Origin of the sequence: Agromyces litoreus (assembly GCF_040496015.1) — a bacterium.
GTDB lineage: Bacteria > Actinomycetota > Actinomycetes > Actinomycetales > Microbacteriaceae > Agromyces > Agromyces litoreus.
The window spans coordinates 47,936-65,930 of the sequence record NZ_JBEPKA010000020.1 but is presented as its reverse complement, the minus strand read 5'-3'; the positions used below and the strand labels follow the sequence as shown (position 1 = coordinate 65,930).

The 17,995-nt window shown below is 72.8% G+C and carries 16 protein-coding genes; 2 read left to right on the top strand and 14 right to left on the bottom strand.

The genetic code is table 11. The features are described 5' to 3' along the window. Window positions 1-345: 345 nt before the first annotated feature. Together ABME01_RS14085 and tyrS are read right to left on the bottom strand one after the other, a co-directional pair. Complete coding sequence (locus ABME01_RS14085; RefSeq protein ID WP_353829054.1) at window positions 346-1,782, bottom strand: CoA transferase; 1,437 nt, start codon at window positions 1,780-1,782, stop codon at window positions 346-348. Window positions 1,783-1,788: 6 nt separating this feature from the next. Next, on the bottom strand, window positions 1,789-3,090 hold the full coding sequence (gene tyrS / locus ABME01_RS14080; protein ID WP_353829053.1) for a tyrosine--tRNA ligase: 1,302 nt from the start codon (window positions 3,088-3,090) through the stop codon (window positions 1,789-1,791). Window positions 3,091-3,214: 124 nt separating this feature from the next. Here tyrS and ABME01_RS14075 point away from each other — a divergent pair, with 124 nt between their 5' ends. Next, entirely contained in the window at window positions 3,215-3,835 is a 621-nt protein-coding gene (locus tag ABME01_RS14075; protein WP_353829052.1) for a DNA-binding protein, read from the top strand. Window positions 3,836-3,930: 95 nt separating this feature from the next. Beyond that, the gene (locus ABME01_RS14070) at window positions 3,931-4,527 is read left to right on the top strand and encodes a hypothetical protein (RefSeq protein WP_353829051.1); all 597 of its coding nucleotides are present in this window, start codon (window positions 3,931-3,933) and stop codon (window positions 4,525-4,527) included. Window positions 4,528-4,561: 34 nt separating this feature from the next. Here ABME01_RS14070 and ABME01_RS14065 read toward each other — a convergent pair whose 3' ends face one another. From ABME01_RS14065 to ABME01_RS14010, 12 genes are all read right to left on the bottom strand, one after another. Continuing rightward, complete coding sequence (locus ABME01_RS14065; protein WP_353829050.1) at window positions 4,562-5,194, bottom strand: DNA-3-methyladenine glycosylase; 633 nt, start codon at window positions 5,192-5,194, stop codon at window positions 4,562-4,564. Continuing rightward, complete coding sequence (gene argH / locus ABME01_RS14060) at window positions 5,191-6,624, bottom strand: argininosuccinate lyase (RefSeq protein WP_353829049.1); 1,434 nt, start codon at window positions 6,622-6,624, stop codon at window positions 5,191-5,193. The genes ABME01_RS14065 and argH overlap by 4 nt, the downstream gene beginning before the upstream one ends. A 2-nt stretch (window positions 6,625-6,626) precedes the next feature. Further along, window positions 6,627-7,556: an ornithine carbamoyltransferase gene (gene argF, locus ABME01_RS14055; RefSeq protein WP_353829048.1), complete on the bottom strand. Its 930-nt coding sequence runs from the start codon at window positions 7,554-7,556 to the stop codon at window positions 6,627-6,629. A 33-nt stretch (window positions 7,557-7,589) separates the two neighbouring features. Next, window positions 7,590-8,789: an acetylornithine transaminase gene (locus ABME01_RS14050; RefSeq protein WP_353829047.1), complete on the bottom strand. Its 1,200-nt coding sequence runs from the start codon at window positions 8,787-8,789 to the stop codon at window positions 7,590-7,592. Beyond that, the gene (gene argB / locus ABME01_RS14045; protein WP_353829046.1) at window positions 8,786-9,742 is read right to left on the bottom strand and encodes an acetylglutamate kinase; all 957 of its coding nucleotides are present in this window, start codon (window positions 9,740-9,742) and stop codon (window positions 8,786-8,788) included. Before argB ends, ABME01_RS14050 begins: the two co-directional genes overlap by 4 nt. Window positions 9,743-9,758: 16 nt before the next feature. Then, window positions 9,759-10,916, bottom strand: a complete 1,158-nt coding sequence (argJ, locus tag ABME01_RS14040) for a bifunctional glutamate N-acetyltransferase/amino-acid acetyltransferase ArgJ (protein ID WP_353829045.1) — start codon at window positions 10,914-10,916, stop codon at window positions 9,759-9,761. Beyond that, window positions 10,913-11,956 carry an N-acetyl-gamma-glutamyl-phosphate reductase gene (gene argC / locus ABME01_RS14035; RefSeq protein ID WP_353829044.1) on the bottom strand — a complete coding sequence of 348 codons (1,044 nt, stop codon included), beginning with the start codon at window positions 11,954-11,956 and terminating at the stop codon, window positions 10,913-10,915. Before argC ends, argJ begins: the two co-directional genes overlap by 4 nt. A gap of 244 nt (window positions 11,957-12,200) precedes the next feature. Continuing rightward, on the bottom strand, window positions 12,201-12,614 hold the full coding sequence (locus ABME01_RS14030) for a DUF1801 domain-containing protein (protein WP_353829043.1): 414 nt from the start codon (window positions 12,612-12,614) through the stop codon (window positions 12,201-12,203). 123 nt (window positions 12,615-12,737) lie between these two features. Next, window positions 12,738-15,263: a phenylalanine--tRNA ligase subunit beta gene (gene pheT / locus ABME01_RS14025; protein ID WP_353829042.1), complete on the bottom strand. Its 2,526-nt coding sequence runs from the start codon at window positions 15,261-15,263 to the stop codon at window positions 12,738-12,740. A 3-nt stretch (window positions 15,264-15,266) separates the two neighbouring features. After that, window positions 15,267-16,307 carry a phenylalanine--tRNA ligase subunit alpha gene (pheS, locus tag ABME01_RS14020; RefSeq protein WP_353829041.1) on the bottom strand — a complete coding sequence of 347 codons (1,041 nt, stop codon included), beginning with the start codon at window positions 16,305-16,307 and terminating at the stop codon, window positions 15,267-15,269. A 57-nt stretch (window positions 16,308-16,364) separates the two neighbouring features. Then, entirely contained in the window at window positions 16,365-17,273 is a 909-nt protein-coding gene (locus ABME01_RS14015) for an amino acid ABC transporter permease (RefSeq protein WP_353829040.1), read from the bottom strand. Continuing rightward, on the bottom strand, window positions 17,270-17,917 hold the full coding sequence (locus ABME01_RS14010) for an amino acid ABC transporter permease (protein ID WP_353829039.1): 648 nt from the start codon (window positions 17,915-17,917) through the stop codon (window positions 17,270-17,272). The genes ABME01_RS14015 and ABME01_RS14010 overlap by 4 nt, the downstream gene beginning before the upstream one ends. Between the last annotated feature and the right edge of the window lie 78 nt (window positions 17,918-17,995).

Below are 17,995 nucleotides of genomic sequence, written 5' to 3'. Positions count from 1 at the left end.
CAAAGAAATCTCCGCCCACTCCGAAAAGCAGGACGGGGTTCAAAAAAATGGCATTGAACATAGTGCACGCTGTTGAGTTCTCAAGGAACGGACGCACCCGGTTCCACGACCCGCTCGACGCGAGTCGATCATCCGAAGCGATGTTCGTCATTCACCCGGGGATCCCGTGGGACCGATCCGGATGCTTCGAACCCCGGGATCGATGAGGATCGAGGGGTTCGGGATCGTGCCGCTTGAGGAGGTGGAGCTTCTCGCTTCACTCGCTCCTTTGGGGCAACGAATGAATACTCTACGTAGCCGTCGGCACTCCCGCAACTCGGTCCTGCATCCCGGGCGTGTCGCGCGTCAGGCCGCCCATTCCGGCCGATCCGAGCCCCACCGCCGGGGTGCGTCGCGCCACCGCATCGGGCCGTCCGGCGAGGCGATCGCCGGCGCCGCGAGACGCTGCTCGCCGGCCGGCCCGGACAACTCCTCGGCGATCGCATCGCGCACCGCGTCGTCGAGCCCGGCGGGCCCGGGCGCGGCTCGCCTCGGCATCCCGAGCAACTCGGCCGCGGTACGACGCAGCGACATCCGTGCCAGCCAGGCCCCGCCGCGCCGCTCCCGTCGCTCGATCAGGGTGACGATCGCCGCCGCGAGCAGGTACCCCGTGGCGTGGTCGAGGGCCTGCGCAGGCAGGACTCCCGGCGCCTGTGGCGAACCCTCGACGAACGAGATGCCCGAGGCCGCCTGCACCAGGCTGTCGAACCCGCCCCGCTCCCCCGCCTCCTCGTCGAACCCCCATGCGGACAGTTGCGCCACGACGAGCCCGGGATGGGACCGCGCGAGCGTCGCAGGCGCGAGGCCGAGCCGATCCAGCGCGGCGGGGCGGTATCCGAGCACCAGGACATCGGCGGACCCGAGGAGCGCATCCAGTCGGGCGGCGTCATCCGCCACCCGCACGTCGAGTCGCGTCGAGCGCTTGCCAGGACCGGTCTCGAGGTGCTGCCACTCGATCTCCGGCGGATGGGGCGGGTCGACGCGCAGCACGTCGGCGCCGAGCAGGGCGAGCGTCCGGGTCGCGACGGGTCCGGCGATCACGCGGGTCAGGTCGAGCACGCGGATTCCGACGAGCGGTGCGGCACCGGACGCTCCCACCGCCCGTCGGCGCGCGAGCGGTTCTGTCCGGGGCGCTCGGGCGGGACCGGCGGACCGTCGACCACCGCCGACCGGTCGATCGGAGGTGTCGAGCCGCTCGACCTCGACGAGCGGTGTCCGCCGCCACGCGGCATCCGCCTCGGGGTCCTCGCGCGCGACGACGACGCACATGCCGCCCTCGGCGGTGACCTCGCCCGCGAGCGACCGCGCGTCGCGGGCCGCGACCGCGGCGTCCACGTCCTCCGCGGCGACCGGACCGTCGACGGTCAGCCCCAGCACCCGCCGGAGCGCCGCAGCATGATGGGGGTAGTTCCCATGCGTGCGCACCCAGCCGTCGCCGGCACGGCGGAAGCCCGACAGCGGAGACCACACCTCGGGCGCGACACCGTCGAACCGCGCGATCCGCTCGCCCTGGAACGCCGAGGCGATGCGAGCACCGTCGAGCCGGATCGAGCTCGGCTCGGCGATGCGCGCCCATCCGGCCAGGCTCGCCGCCGCGACGGATGCCACCGCGAGCGCCGAGACGTCGAGACGCGCCGGCAGGGCGGCCTCGGGAAGTGGCGCGAGCGACCCCAGCTCGCCGGGGTCCCGGTCGAGCTCGGACCACACGCGTGCGAGGAGCCGGTCGGCCGCCTCGCGCGTCACGATCGCCTACTTCACGAAGACGCCCGCGAGCGTCTTCTTCCCCCGGCGCAGCACCGCCATCCCTCCGTTCCCGGCTCGGTCGCCGATCGTCGCGGCGTCGTCCTCGACGCGCACGTTGTCGACGGAGACGCCGCCCTGGGCGACGGCGCGACGCCCTTCGCTCAGGCTCGCGACCAGTCCGGTGTCGACCAGCAGCTGCACGATCGTCGCGTCGGCGGCGGCGTCGGTGTGCGGCAGCTCGCGCAGCGCGGCCTCGAGCGTGCCGTGGTCGAGGCCCGCCAGCTCGCCTCGGCCGAAGAGGGCCTCGGACGCGGCGATGACGGCGGCCGTGGCATCCGGGCCGTGCACCAGGGTCGTGACCTCGTGGGCGAGCACCTTCTGCGCTTCGCGCCGGAACGGCTCGTCGGCGACCTTCTGCTCGAGCTCCTCGATGCGCGTTCGCGAGAGGAAGGTGAACACCTTGAGCCGGTCGATCACGTCGGCGTCGTCCGCGTTGAGCCAGAACTGGTAGAAGCGGTAGGGGCTGCACATCTCGGCGTCGAGCCAGATCGCGTTGCCCTCGCTCTTGCCGAACTTCGTGCCGTCGGAGTTCGTGATGAGCGGGGTGCCGATCGCATGCACGCTGCGCCCCTCGACCCGGTGGATGAGATCGGTGCCACTCGTGAGGTTGCCCCACTGGTCGCTGCCGCCGGTCTGGAGCACGCAGCCGTACTGGCGGTAGAGCTCGAGGAAGTCGAACCCCTGGAGGATCTGGTAGCTGAACTCGGTGTAGCTGATGCCCGCGTCGGAGCTCAGCCGCGACGCGACGGCGTCCTTCTTGAGCATGGTCCCGACACGGTAGTGCTTGCCGATGTCCCGCAGGAAGTCGATGGCCGAGAGCCCCTCGGTCCAGTCGAGGTTGTTCACCATGCGGACCGCGTTCTCGCCCTCGCTCGAGAGGAAGCGGCTGACCTGGGCGCGGAGCCGGCCGACCCACTCGGCGACGGTCTCCTTGGTGTTGAGCGTGCGCTCGGCCGTGGGGCGTGGATCGCCGATGAGGCCCGTCGAACCGCCGACGAGGCCGAGCGGCCTGTGGCCGGCCAGCTGCAGCCGGCGCAGGGTCAGGATCTGCACCAGGTTGCCGAGGTGCAGGCTCGGTGCCGTGGGATCGAACCCGCAGTAGTAGGTGATCGGCTCGCCGGCGAGGAGTTCCTTCAGGGCCGACTCGTCGGTCGAGACGTGGACGAGCCCGCGCCAGCGCAGCTCCTCCCAGACGTCGTCGAACGAGGGGTCGTTCTGCTGCGTGGCGAGGATCGCGGGGTCGGACACGTCAGAAAGGCTAGCAGCGGCCGCGGCCCGGTCGATCGTGCCCGAGCCTTGAATCGCCCGAGTGAAGCTTGTATCCTTCACTAGAAGCAGTGAAGCCCTGACGCTTCACCACGGAGGAGGCCGCATGTACGTCGTCACCGCCGACCAGGTCGGGAGCCGGACCGACGTCGACCGATCCGCCGCCATGCGCGAGCACCTCCAGGAACGGTACGGCGACCGACTCCGCCTGCCCGTCGACCAGACCGCCGGCGACGAGCTGCAACTGCTCACCGCCGATGCCGAGACGGCGACCGACGTCATCCTCGACCTCGCCAGGGACGGCCACTGGAGCATCGGCCTCGGGGTGGGCGAGGTCCGGGAACCCCTGCCCGATGCCGTGCGGATGGCGACCGGTGACGCCTTCTTCGCCGCGCGCGAGGCCGTCGACGCGGCCAAGAGGGCCGACGCGCGATTCGCGCTGCGTGCGCCGGCCGCGACCTCGGCGCCGGTGCCGCCGGAGGAGGTCGAGTCGCTCGCGCGCCTCCTCCTGCTGCTCCGCCAACGCCGTACGACGCAGGGGTGGGAGGCGGTGGACCTGGTGGCCGGCGGGCGATCGCAGAAGGATGCCGCCCAACGGCTCGGCATCTCGGACGCCGCCGTGAGCCAGCGGCTGCGAACGGCCATGTGGACGGCCGACGAGGAGGCGCGCCCGGCGATCATCCGACTCGTCGCCGGCCTCGACGGGGGTGCGGCCGACGACGGCTGACGGCGACGCTCCGCCGGACGCCGACGCGGCCGCGCGCACCGTCGCTATGCTCGACGCGTCCGGCGGACCCGAACGCCGGAGGATGCGGAGGACCCGTGAATGTCGTCGCTGCGATCTCGGTCGCCGGATGGACGGTGATCCTCGGCGCCCTCGCCGCCGCGGCCGTCCTCTCCGTCCTCGCCTTCCTGCGGCCCCGCCCGATGCTGCTCTGGGCCGCCGCCGGCACCCTGGGCCTGGCGATCGTCGCGGCCTCCACCGCGGCCGATCCCCTGCCGACCGTCGCCGCCCCGCTGGCGGGCCTCCTGGGCCTGGTCGTCGCCGTGTTCGGCGGCAGTCCCTCGGCGGCCACGGCCCTCCGCCTCGCGATGGGGACGAGCACGCCCCCGGGCGCGCACGGCGGCATCCTCGTCTCCGTCCGCTCCGACGAGCCGGCAGCGCCCGGCATCGCGCCGGCACGGCGTGAGGTCCTCCGCGGCGGACTGACGATCGGCATCCTCGAGCGACTCGCGACCGCGGGCGCGATCATCGCCGGATTCCCCGAGGGCCTGGCGATCGTCGTCGCGGTGAAGGGCGTCGGTCGCTTCACCGAGCTCGAGGCGCCCGAGGCCCGCGAGCGGTTCATCATCGGGACCTTCGCGAGCCTCATCTGGGCCACCGCCGCGGCGCTCGCCGTGCACCTCGCCGTCCGCTGAGCGACTCCGCCCGCCGCCAGGGGCGCACCGGCCGTCAGTGGGAACGCGGGTGCCGGCGATAGGGCGAGACCCCCGGATCGCCGGGGATCCAGAACCGCCAGGGATATTCCGCGGCACCGCCCGCACCCGCGACGCCCGTGCGCGGACCGGACTCCGCGTGCGGCGGGCGCACCCGGACGCGGAGCGAGAACGGCGGCTGGAGCAGGTCCGAGCCGTTGGCCGCGAGCGGCACGCCGAGCGCCTGCGCCAGCCGCGCCGGGCCCCGCGCGAGATCCCGTTCCGACGACCGCGGCCGCCGCACCCGGGCCAGGTCGGCGCCGTCCACGATCGTGCCGCCGCGCAGCAGCACGCCGCCGGAGGTGCCGGACGACCCGGCCACCACGTTCAGGCACACGTGCATCCCGTACGTGAAGTAGGCGTAGAGGTGGCCGCCGTCGCCGAACATGACCGCATTGCGGGCCGTCCGGCCACGGAACGAGTGCGACCCCGGGTCGACGCCGACGCCGCGGTACGCCTCGACCTCGGAGAGGCGAACGACCACGGTGCCGTCGACCGACGTGTGGCCGAACTCGGCCCCGAGCAGCAGCGGGGCGAGCTCGACGGGATCGCGTCGGAACCAGTCGCGCTCGGGTTCCGCGAGCGCGTCGGGCGCCCCGCCCCGCGTCACTCGTCGACGCTCGGCAGGGCCGAGACCAGGTGCCGCACCCGGTCGGCGAGCGCCGCGAACTGCGCGTCCACCCGTCCGGGGGCGGTCCCGCCGATCCCGTCTCGGCTCGCGACGGACCCCTCGATCGTCAGCACCTCGCGCACGCCGGGCTCGAGGTGCGGCGAGATCCCGGCGAGCGCGGCGTCATCGACCTCGTGCAGCTCGAGTCCGCGCTCCTCGGCGTGGCGGACGAGTGCGCCGGTGATCTCGTGGGCGTCGCGGAACGGGACCTTGCGCTTGACGAGCCACTCCGCGACATCCGTCGCGAGCGAGAACCCTGCGGGCGCCAGCTCCGCCATCCGCTCGGTGTGGAAGGTGAGCGTCGCGACCATGCCCGTGAACGCCGGGAGCAGCACCTCGAGCGTCTCGACGGAGTCGAAGACGGGCTCCTTGTCCTCCTGCAGGTCCCGGTTGTAGGCGAACGGCAGCGCCTTGAGCGTCGCGAGCAGCCCGGTGAGGTTGCCGACGAGCCGCCCGGACTTGCCGCGCGCCAGCTCGGCGATGTCGGGGTTCTTCTTCTGCGGCATGATCGACGAGCCGGTCGAGTACGCGTCGTCGAGCGTGACGAAGCCGAACTCGCGGGTGTTCCAGAGGATGACCTCCTCGGAGATGCGCGAGAGGTCGAGGCCGATCATCGCCGCGACGAACGCGAACTCCGCGACGATGTCGCGGCTGGCGGTGCCGTCGATCGAGTTCTCGGCCGGGCGGGCGAGGCCGAGGTCTCGGGCGACGGATGCCGCGTCCAGGCCCAGGGTCGAGCCCGCGAGCGCCCCACCGCCGTACGGCGACACGTCCGCGCGCTTCATCCAGTCGACGAGTCGTTCGAGGTCCCGCGAGAGCGCCCAGCCGTGCGCGAGCAGGTGGTGCGCGAGGAGGACGGGCTGCGCGTGCTGGAGGTGCGTGCGACCGGGCATGATCGCCGCGCGATGCGCGTCGGCCTGCGCCGACAGCGCGTCGATGAGGTGCACGAGCATGCGGCCGATGACGATGGCGTGGTCCTTCAGGTACAGCCGCACCAGCGTCGCGATCTGGTCGTTGCGGCTGCGGCCCGCACGGAGCTTCCCGCCGAGTTCCGGTCCGACCTCGGCGATGAGCGCCGCCTCGAGCGCGCCGTGCACGTCCTCGTCGGACTCGGCGGCGAGGAGCTCGCCGGAGAGGAACTTCGCCTCGAGCGCATCGAGGCCGACCAGCATGCGCGTGAGCTCGTCGTCGTCGAGGTAGCCGGCGGCGGCGAGCGCACGCGCGTGCGCTCGCGACCCGGCGAGGTCGTAGGGGGCGAGCTGCCAGTCGAAGTGCGTCGACTTCGACAGCCGCTGCAGTTCGGGCGACGGCCCGCCGGCGAAGCGGGCGCCCCAGAGCGACCCCTCGTTCGTGCCGTGCTGCTCGGCCATGCTCACGCGTCCTTCCGTGCCAGGAGCCACACGAGCAGTGCCTTCTGCGCGTGCAGGCGGTTCTCCGCCTCGTCCCAGATGATCGACTGGGGGCCGTCGATGACGTCGGCGGCGACCTCGTACCCGCGGTCGGCGGGGAGGCAGTGCATGAAGACGGCGTCGGGCTTCGCGCGGGCCATGAGCTCGGCGTCGACCGCGTAGGCGCCGAACGTGGCGACGCGGTGCGCCTTCTCGTCCTCCTTGCCCATCGAGACCCACGTGTCGGTGACCACGACGTCCGCGCCGTCGACGGCGGCGGCCGCGTCGGCGTGCAGCGCGATGGAGCCGCCGGTGCCCGCGGCGATGCGCGACGCGTCGGCGACGACGGATGCGGCGGGCTCGAACTCCTGCGGCGAGGCGACGCGCACGTGCATGCCGGCGGTCGCGCCGGCGAGCAGGTACGACTGCGCCATGTTCGACGCGCCGTCGCCGAGGAAGGCGACGGTGAGCCCGGCGAGCGAGCCCTTGTGCTCGCGGATCGTGAGCAGGTCGGCCAGCAGCTGGCACGGGTGGAAGTCGTCCGACAGGGCGTTCACGACCGGCACCCGCGTGCCGGCGGCCATCTCGTCGAGACCGGCCTGCGCGTAGGTGCGCCACACGATGGCCGAGACCATCCGCTCGAGCACGCGAGCGGTGTCGGACGGGGTCTCCTTCCCGCCGAGCTGGCTGTTCGCGGTGGAGATGACCAGCGGCGAGCCGCCCAGGTCGGCGATGCCGACCGCGAACGACACGCGCGTTCGGGTGGAGGACTTGTCGAAGATGACGGCGACGGTCTGCGGGCCCGCGAGCGGCGTCTCGGCCCAGCGGTCGGCCTTGAGTCGCTCGGCGAGGTCGAGGATCTCGGCCTGCTCGACGGGCGTGATGTCGTCGTCGCGGAGGAAGTGGCGGGTCATGGGGCTCCGTTCTGCGCGGGGCGAGCGGGGTGGTCAGAGGGAGGCGGCGACGGTCTCGAGGGCCCGGCCGAAGCGGGCCTCGAACTCGTCGAGCTCCTGGTCGCCGATGATCAGCGGCGGGGCGATGCGGATGGTGGAGTCGTTCGCCGCATTCACGATGAGCCCCTCGGCCATCGCGGCCGCGGAGACGTGCGCGGCCACCGGCTCGTCGAGTGCGATGCCGACGAGCAGGCCACGGCCGCGGAGCTCGCCCACGAGCGGGGAGCCGAGGCGGCGCACGCGTTCGCGGAGCTCGACGCCGCGTCGGGCGGCGTTCTCGACGAGCCCGGCGCGTTCGATCTCTCCCAGCACCGCGCCCGCGACGGACGTCGCCAGCGGGTTGCCGCCGAAGGTCGAGCCGTGCTGGCCCTTGGAGAACAGGTCGGAGGCGTGGCCGAAGGTGATCAGGCCGCCGATCGGGAAGCCGCCGCCGATGCCCTTGGCGACCGTGACCGCGTCCGGGAGGATGCCCGCGTGCTGGAAGGCGAACCACTCGCCGGTCCGGCCCGCGCCGGTCTGGATCTCGTCGATGATGAGGAGCGCACCGTGCCGGGCCGTGAGCTCGCGAGCGGCCTCGAGGTACCCCTGCGGCAGGTCGAGCACGCCGGCCTCGCCCTTGATGGGTTCCACGATGAGCGCGGCGACCGACTCGTCGATCGCCGATTCGAGCGCCTCCACGGTCGATGGCAGGTGCGTCACGCCGCCGGGGAGCGGTTCGAAGCCGTCGTGCAGCGCGGGCTTGCCGGTGAGCGCGAGCGAGCCCATCGTCCTGCCGTGGAAGGCGCCGGCGAGCGCGAGCACCCGGCTCCGCGCCCCACCGGAGTTGTTCCGTCGTGCGAGCTTGAAGGCGGCCTCGTTCGCCTCGGCGCCGGAGTTGCCGAACCAGACGCGGCCGGCGTCGCCCGTTCCCGCCAGTCGGGTCAGTCGATCGGCGAGTTCCATCGTCGGCCGCGTCGCGAAGTAGTTCGACACGTGCGCGAGCGTCGCGGCCTGGCGGGCGACGGCGTCCACGAAGACCGGGTGCGCATGCCCGAGCGAGTTCACCGCGATGCCGGCCAGGAAGTCGAGGTACCGGGTGCCCTCGTCGTCCCAGACCCAGGCGCCCTCGCCGCGTTCCAGGCGGGCGAGCGGGGTGCCGAGCGTCCGCATCATGCGATCGGCGTAGTGCGCGCGCCAGTCGTTCGTGCCGGTCACGACGCCGCCTCCGCATCCGCCGCATCCGCCGTCGCGGCCACGACCTCCGTGCCGATCCCCTGCGTCGTGAAGATCTCGAGCAGGATCGAGTGCGGCACGCGGCCGTCGATGATCGCGGCCTTCGGCACGCCGCCGGCGACCGCCTCGAGGCAGGCGGTCATCTTCGGGATCATCCCGGATTCCAGCGACGGCAGCAGCGCCTCCAGCTCCGGGACGTCGATCTCCGAGACGAGCGACTCCCGGTCGGGCCAGTCGCGGTAGAGCCCGGCGACGTCGGTGAGGATGACGAGCTTCGCCGCGCCGAGGGCGACCGCGAGCGATGCCGCCGCGGAGTCGGCGTTGACGTTGAGGGACTGGCCCGGGCGCTCGAGGTCCGGCGCGATCGAGGAGACGACCGGGATGCGTCCGGCCTCGAGCTGCGCGAGCACGGCCTCGGGGTCGACGCGGACGACGTCGCCGACGAGGCCGAGGTCGACCTCGACGCCGTCGACGACCGCGCCGCGGCGGCGGCCGCGGAACAGTCCGGCGTCCTCGCCCGACAGGCCCGCCGAGAGCGGGCCGTGCTCGTTGATGAGGCCGACGAGCTCCCGGTTGACCTGGCCGGAGAGCACCATCCGGACCACGTCCATCGTCTCGGGCGTGGTCACCCGGTACCCGCCCCGGAACTCGCTGGCGATGCCGAGCCGATCGAGCATCGCGGAGATCTGCGGACCGCCGCCGTGCACCACCACGGGTCGGATGCCCGCGTAGCGCAGGTACACCATGTCCTCGGCGAACGCGCGCTGGAGTTCCGGGCTGACCATCGCGTTGCCGCCGAACTTCACGACGATGGTCTCGCCGTGGAAGCGCTTGAGCCAGGGCAGCGCCTCGATGAGGGTGCCCGCCTTGCGCGCGGCCACCGCGGCGTCGCCGCGCGCGTCCGCCTCGACGGTCGGATCGGGGACTGCGCTCATGTGCTCCTCGTCCATCTCAGCTCGAGTACGCGCTGTTCTCGTGCACGTAGTCGTGCGTGAGGTCGTTCGTCCGGATCGTCGCAGCGGCCTCGCCGGCGTGCAGCTCGATGAGCACGTGCGTGGCGCGCGGTGCGAGGTCGACCTCATCGCGCGGACGGTCCGGCCGGCCCGCATGGCAGACGCGCACGCCGTTCATGGTCACGTCGACGAGATACGGGTCGAACTCCGCCGAGGTCGTGCCGATGGCGGCGAGCACGCGACCCCAGTTCGGGTCCTTGCCGTAGATCGCGGCCTTGAACAGGTTGTTGCGGGCGACCGAGCGGCCGACCTCGACGGCGTCGTCCTCCGTCACTGCGCCGCGCACCTCGATCGCGATGTCGTGGCTCGCGCCCTCGGCGTCGGCCTGCAGCTGCGCGGCGAGGTCGTCGCACGCGGTCGTGAGCGCATCGGCGAAGGTCTCGGGATCGGGCTCGACCCGTGAGGCGCCCGAGGCGAGCACGGTGACCTGGTCGTTCGTGGACATGCAGCCGTCGGAGTCGAGACGGTCGAAGCTCACGCGCACCGCGCGGCGGAGGGCCGCGTCGAGCGTGCCGGCGTCGACGACCGCGTCGGTCGTGAGGACCACGAGCATCGTGGCGAGGCCCGGGGCGAGCATCCCGGCGCCCTTCGCCATGCCGCCGATGCGCCAGCCGTCGACGACGACCTCGACCGTCTTCGGCCGGGTGTCGGTCGTCATGATGGCGCGCGCGGCATCGGTGCCGGCGGCCTCGTCGGAGCCGAGCCGGGCCACGGCGGAGAGCACGCCCTCCTCGACCACCTCGCCGTCGAGCTGCTCGCCGATGAGCCCGGTCGAGCAGACGAGCACGTCTCCTGCGGAGACGTCGAGGGCCGATGCGGCGGTCTCGGCGGTCCGGTGCGTGACCTGGAAGCCCTCCGGGCCGGTGAAGCAGTTGGCGCCGCCCGAGTTCAGCACGATCGCCGAGACCGCGCCGTCGCGGATCACCTGCTCGGACCACAGCACGGGGTTGGCCTTGGCCCGGTTGGACGTGAACACGGCTGCGGCGCTCGACAGGGGTCCCCGGTTGACGACGACGGCGAGGTCGAGCGCGCCCGAGCGCTTGATGCCGGCCGCGACGCCCGCGGCCTCGAATCCGGCGGGTGCGGTCACGCTCATGGTGCGACTCCGTTCACGGGGAGCCCGGTCGCCTCGGCGAGGCCGAGTGCGATGTTCGCGGACTGGATGGCGGCACCTGCGGTGCCCTTGACGAGGTTGTCGACCGCCGTGACCACGACGACGCGGCCGGCGGCCTCGTCGACGGCCAGGCCGATCAACGCCGTGTTCGCGCCGAGCACGTCGGCGGTCCGCGGGAACTGCCCGAGGGGCAGGACCTGCACGAACGGCTCGCCGGCGTAGGCGTCCTCCCACGCCGCGCGCACCGCGGCCGCGTCCGTGCCCGGGACGACGCGGGCGGTCGAGGTGGCGAGGATGCCGCGCGACATCGGCACGATCACCGGCGTGAACGAGATCGTCGGCGCCGCGGCCCCGGCCCAGCGCAGCGCCTGCTGCACCTCGGGGATGTGCCGGTGCGTGCCGCCGACGGCATACGGATTGGCGGAGCCCAGGATCTCCGAGCCGAGCAGGTGCGCCTTCAGCGCCCGGCCCGCGCCCGACGGTCCGACCGCGAGCACCGAGACGAGGTCGGCGTCCTCGATGACGCCCGCGCGGATGCCGGGAGCGAGCGACAGCGCGACGGTCGACGCGTTGCATCCCGGGGCCGCGATGCGGCGCGTGCCCGCCAGGCGCGAGCGCTGCGTGCTCGACATGCGCGGCAGCTCCGGCACGCCGTACTCCCAGGCGCCGTGGAACTCGCCGCCGTAGAACGCCGCCCAGTCCTCGGCGTCCTCGAGCCGGTGGTCGGCGCCGCAGTCGACGACGAGCGTGTCGTCGGGCAGCTGCGCCGCGATCCCGCCCGAGGCGCCGTGCGGCAGGGCGAGGAAGACCACGTCGTGCCCGGCGAGGGTCTCCGCGGAGGTCTCCTTCAGGGTGAGGTGCGTGTAGCTGCGCAGGTGCGGCTGCACGGCCGCGAGCGGCTGGCCGGCGTTCGAGTGGGCGGTCACGGTGCGCACGTCGAAGTCGGGATGGTCGGCGAGCAGGCGCAGCAACTCGCCGCCCGCGTAGCCGGACGCGCCGGAGACGGCGACGGTATACGTCATGAATCCACCTTATGGGCTGATCGAACGGGGGTTACGGCTCCGGCGACGCCCAGGGCGGCAGGCTCAGGCCGCCGCGGGAGTCGCCTGGATTCGGCGCTCGCCCCGACGTCGGCCGCGCAGCACGACGGCACGCGAGACGCGCGTGCGGTCGGCGGGCCGGACGGTGGACATGCTGCGACCATAGCCGCACGCGCCCACCGCCGCCAAACCCGGCGGCCGCTCGGTACCGCCGGGGGCTCCCGGGTCAGACCTCGTCGCCGCGGGCGCGCACCCAGGCGCGGTCGACGAGCGCTTCCAGCACGTGCACGTCGACCGTGTCGAGCCGTCCGATCCAGAGGCAGCCGGCACCGACCTTCACCTTGCCCAGGCGATCGATGAGCTCATCGGCGCCCGGCGTCTGCAGGCCGTACAAGGAGACGGAGGCCTTCCTCGGGGAGAACCCGACCACCATCCAGTCGCCCTCGCGGCCCGTCGCATAGCGGTAGTGGAGGACGCCGTAGCCGACGATCGACGGGCCCCACATGACGCCGTCGGTGTCGGTGACGCGGTCGAAGAGCTCCCGGAGCTCGAGCCCGTCGGCCCGCCGCCCGGCGGGTTCGACCGCGTCGAGGAACTCGGACACCGACGCCCCCGTCGGCTTCGTCTTGAGCTCGGCCATGCTCCACGGTACCGCCGCGCCTCGTGCGGCGGCGAGACCCCAGGCGAGGGACGCGGGATACGACGAGGGGCGTCCGTGCCGGCGGGTGCCGGCGCGGACGCCCCTCGTGGACGGGGATCGGCGCTATTCGCGGATCGCCGCACCCGTGCGCTCGGCGGCCAGCGCCGCACCCGCGAGCTTCGCCTCGCTGGCCTCGGCGGCCGTCAACGTGCGATCCGCGGCTCGGAAGCGCAGCGCGAACGTCAGGCTCTTCATCCCCTCCGGAACGCCGGTGCCCCGGTAGTCGTCGACGAGGCGCAGGTGCTCCAGGAGCTCCCCCGCGCCCTCGTGCACGGCGGCCGCCACCGCCGCGGCGGGAACCTCAGCACCCACGACGAGTGAGAGGTCCTGCGTCGCGGCGGGCAGGGTGCCGATCACGCCCGCCTCCACGGTGTCGCCGGCCAGCGCCGTGATCGCATCGAGGTCCACCTCGGCGACCGCGACCACCCGCGGCAGGTCGGCCTCGGCCGTGACCGCGGGATGCAGCTCGCCGGCATACCCCACCGGCGTGCCGGCGACGCGGACCTCGGCGGTGCGGCCGGGGTGCATCGCGTGGTGCGAGCCCTGCACGAACTCGACCTCGGCGCCCGCGGCGCGCGCGATGCGTCGCACCGCGTCGAGCGCGTCGACGATGCCGACCTCCTCCGCCGGGAGTCCGGGCTGCTTCGCCACCCGCTCCCCCACGAGCAGCACGCCCACGTGACGGGGCTGCGCGGGGATGCCGGCGTCGAGCGCCTCGAGCACGTCGGCGGACGGCCGCTCGGAGCCGACGGGGAGCTCGGCCGCACCGTAGGAGCGGCCCGGCTCGGGCAGGAAGACCAGCCCGAGCTCGAACACGTCCAGGTCGGTGAAACCGCGCGAGAGGTTGCGACGGGCGACGCCGACGAGCCCCGGCATGAGGGAGCGGCGCAGGTACGGCGTCGAGGCGTCGAGCGCGTTCGCGAGCTTCACCCCGGCGACGGGCGAGCCCTCGGCCGAACCGTACGTCGCGTTCTCGGCCTCCGTGACGAACGGGAAGGCGAGGACCTCGGTGCCACCGGCCGCCGCGAGGGCGTCGGCGACGCTGCGGCGCACGTGCTGCGCACGCGTGAGCCCCCGCCCGGGCGGGGCGACGGGCAGCACGGACGGGATCCGGTCGTAGCCGAGCAGTCGCGCGACCTCCTCGGCGAGGTCGACGGCCCCGGTGAGGTCGGGACGCCACGACGGCGGGACGACCTCGAAGCCGCTCTCGACGCGGGTCACGGCACCACCGATCTCGGCGAGCGCGTCGTGCACCTCGTCGTCCGTGTACTCGACGCCGATCAGGCCGGAGACGAAGCCGGCGGCGAGGTGGACGGCCTCGCGCTCGGGCGCCTCGCGGATCAGCGACCCGGTCTCGTCCGCCGTCCCACCGGCGAGGTCGACGAGCAGCTGCGCGACGCGCCCGGCCGCGGCCGCGGCGATGGCGGGGTCGACGCCGCGCTCGAACCGCTTGGACGCCTCGCTGGGCAGCTTGTGGCGACGCGCGGTGCGCGCGATGGAGACCGGATCGAAGTTCGCCGCCTCGATCAGCACGTTGCGGGTGCCGTCGCCGATCTCGGTGTCGGCGCCGCCCATCACACCCGCGAGCCCGATCGGGCCGCGGTCGTCGGTGATGAGGAGGTCTTCCGGGTCGAGCGTGCGCACCTTGCCGTCGAGGGTCTCGAGCGTCTCCCCCGTGGTTGCGCGACGCACCACGATCCCGCCGCGCAGGGCGTCGAGGTCGTACCCGTGGATCGGCTGGCCGAGCTCGAGCATCACGTAGTTGGTGATGTCGACCGGCAGCGAGAGCGAGCGGATGCCGGCGAGCGTGAGCCGCGCGACCATCCACGCCGGCGTGGTCCGGGTCGGGTCGATCCCGCGGACGATCCGCGTCGCGAACACGCTCGCGCCCACGCGCCCGCGGATCGGCGCCTCATCGCGGACCTCGACCGGGAAGTCGCCGTCCGCGGGCTCGGCCGCGGCGACCTGCCCGGCCGGATCGCGGTAGACGGCCCCGGTCGCGTGGGCGTACTCGCGCGCCACGCCGCGGATCGAGAAGGCGTAGCCGCGGTCGGGCGTGACGTTGATCTCGACCGCCGCGTCGTCGAGGCCGAGCAGTGCGATGGCGTCGGTGCCCACGGGCGCGTCGATGCCGAGCGTCGACAGTCGCAGGATCCCGTCGTGCTCCTCGCCGAGGCCGAGCTCGCGCGCCGAGGCGATCATGCCGTCCGAGACGTGCCCGTAGGTCTTGCGCGCGGCGATCGGGAACGGTCCCGGCAGCACCGAGCCGGGCAGGGTCACCACGACCTTGTCGCCGACGAGGAAGTTCCGCGCGCCGCAGACGATGCCGTGCACGGCGTCGCCGCCGTCGGCCGCCGTCTCGCCCTCGGGCGCCACGCGCACCTGGCACCAGCGGATGGTCTTGCCGTTGGTCTGCGGCTCCTCGACGAATTCGAGCACCTCGCCGACCACGATCGGTCCCTGGAGGTCGAACGTGTGCACGTCCTCCTCCTCGAGGCCCACGCGGACGAGCGCGGCGTGGACGTCCTCGAGGGAGGTCCCGGGCGAGAGATCGACGTACTCGGCGAGCCAGCTGATCGGCACTCGCATGTTCTAGACCACCATTCCGAACTGCTGGGAGAAGCGGATGTCGCCCTCGGCCATGTCGCGCATGTCCTGCACGCCGTTGCGGAGCATGAGCCCGCGCTCGATGCCCATGCCGAAGGCGAAGCCCGTGTACACCTCGGGGTCGATGCCGGCGGCGCGGAGCACGTTGGGGTGCACCATCCCGCAACCGCCCCACTCGATCCAGCGCGGCCCGTCCTTGAAGGTCGGGTGCCAGAAGTCGAGCTCGGCGGAGGGCTCGGTGAACGGGAAGAAGCTGGGGCGGAGGCGCACCTTGGCCTCGTCGCCGAAGATCGACTTCACGAAGTGGTCGAGCGTGCCGCGCAGGTGCGCCATGGTCAGGCCCTTGTCGACTGCGAGGCCCTCGAACTGCATGAACACCGGCAGGTGCGTGGCGTCGAACTCGTCGGTGCGGTACACGCGTCCGGGCGCGAGCACGTAGATCGGCACCTCGCGCTCGAGCATCGAGCGCACCTGGACGGGGCTCGTGTGGGTGCGCATCACGAGGTGGGACTCGGGCGGATCGACGAAGAAGGTGTCCTGCATCGCGCGTGCGGGGTGATCGGCGTCGAAGTTGAGCGCGTCGAAGTTGAACCACTCGCTCTCGACCTCGGGGCCCTCCGCGATCTCCCAGCCCATGCCGGTGAAGACGTCGCAGACGCGGTCCTGCAGGAGCGCGAGCGGATGCCGCGCACCCGGCGTGAACCGCGACGGCAGCGCGGTCACGTCGACGGCCTCAGCGGCGAGCTGGGCCTCCGCCTCGGCGGCGACGATCTCGGCCTCGCGGGCGGCGAACGCCTGGTTCACGCGACCGCGGGCGGAGCCCACGAGCTTGCCGAGGGCGGCCTTCTGGTCGTTGGGGATGGACCGCAGCGAGGCGTTCAGTCGCGCGAGCGTCGACTTCTCGCCGGTGTGCTCGGTGCGGACGGCCTTCAGTGCGGCGGAGTCGCCCGCAGCGGCGATCGCGGCGAGTGCCGCATCGACCGCGGCAGCGACGGCCGGTTCGGTGATCTGGAGGGGCTCGGACACGAACAACGAGTCTAGTCGGGGCGCCGATGCACCCGCGTCACCGAGGAACGGGTCCGTTCAGGAGCCCGGCGTCTGCCGCGACTCGGCGTTCGCCGTCGCGACCCCCTTCAGCAGCTCCTCGTTCTCCTCGTCGGGGTTCGGCGCCGGCCTGCCCGTGCGGCTCTCCGTCCGCCGCGCGACCCACCGCGCGAGCCACGAGAGCGACAGGTTCATCGCGAGGTAGAGCACCAGCACGACGACGAAGAACGAGAACAGGTAGTAGTTGCCGTAGAACGACGCGAGCTGGTTCATCCCGACCCGCAGCAGCTCGAGGTAGCCGACGATGTAGCCGAGGGAGGTGTCCTTCAGCAGCACCACGAGCTGCGCGATGATGATCGGCAGCATCTGGCGGAACGCCTGCGGGAACTCGATCAGCATCTTCGACTGCATCGGGCGCATGCCGAGGCTGAGCCCCGCCTCGCGCTGTCCCCTCGGGAGCGCGGCGAGGCCCGCGCGCAGCGCCTCGCCGATGAGCGCGCCGTTGTAGAGCGTGAGCGCGGCGACGACGGCCCAGAACGATCCCGTGTTCAGCACCAGCAGGATGAACAGCATCATGAGCAGGACCGGCATGCCGCGCACGAACTCGAGCACGACGGCCGTCGGGATGCGGACCCACCGGCTCCGCGCGCTGCGCAGGAGCGAGAACGCGATGCCGAGCGCGACGGCGAGCACCGACGCCGTGAACGCGGCCCGCAGCGTGTTCCACATGCCGACCGTGATGAGCCGTTGCCACACGATCGGCTCGGCCAGCGGTTCCCATCGACTCGGGTCGAAGTACCCGGGCAGCTCACCGCGCGGCGCGTTCAGCGTGAGGTAGAGCCAGGTCGCGCCGGCGAGGATCGCGACGCCGCCGACGACGGAGGCGATCGTGGAGTTTCGTCGGGCCCTGGGGCCCGGGGCGTCGAAGAGGACGCTCGTCCCGGTCATCGCTGCACCACCCAACGTCGTTCGAGGCGCGCTGCGAGCAGGCCCAGCGGCACCGTGATGAGCAGGTAGAAGGTGGCGACGCCCAGCAGCACCGGGATCACCTGGTCTCCGCGGGCGTTCGCGACGGTGCGGCCCACCGCGAACAGCTCGACGACGAAGAAGCCGCCGGCGACCGACGTGTTCTTCGTGAGCGCGATGAAGACGTTGATGAGCGGCGGGATGGTCATCCGGAAGGCCTGCGGCAGCACGATCAGGCCGACCGTCTGCGCGAACCCGAACCCGACGCTTCGTGCGGCCTCGGCCTGGCCGACCGGCACGCCGTTCACGCCGGAGCGCAGCGCCTCGGCGACGAACGGCGAGGTGTACACCGACAGGCCGATGATGGCGGCCGTCACGAAGTCGAGGCGGGATCCGAGCACCGGGAGGACGAAGGCGCAGAAGAACAGCACGAGCGTGAGCGGCGTGTTCCGCACGATCTCGGTGTAGCCGGTCGCGAACCACCGCAGCGACGGCACGGGCGAGATGCGCATGGCCGCGATCAGCGTGCCGATCACGAGGGCGGCGATGCCCGAGACGACGAGGAGCAGCACGGTGGTGCCGAACCCCTCGAGGTACAACGGGAAGTTGTCGAAGACCGCGTCCACGCGCTTCCTTCCTGTGCAGCGGGCCGGAGGGCCGACCCGGGAGGTCCGGGCGCGGTCAGCGCCCGGACCTCACGTGCG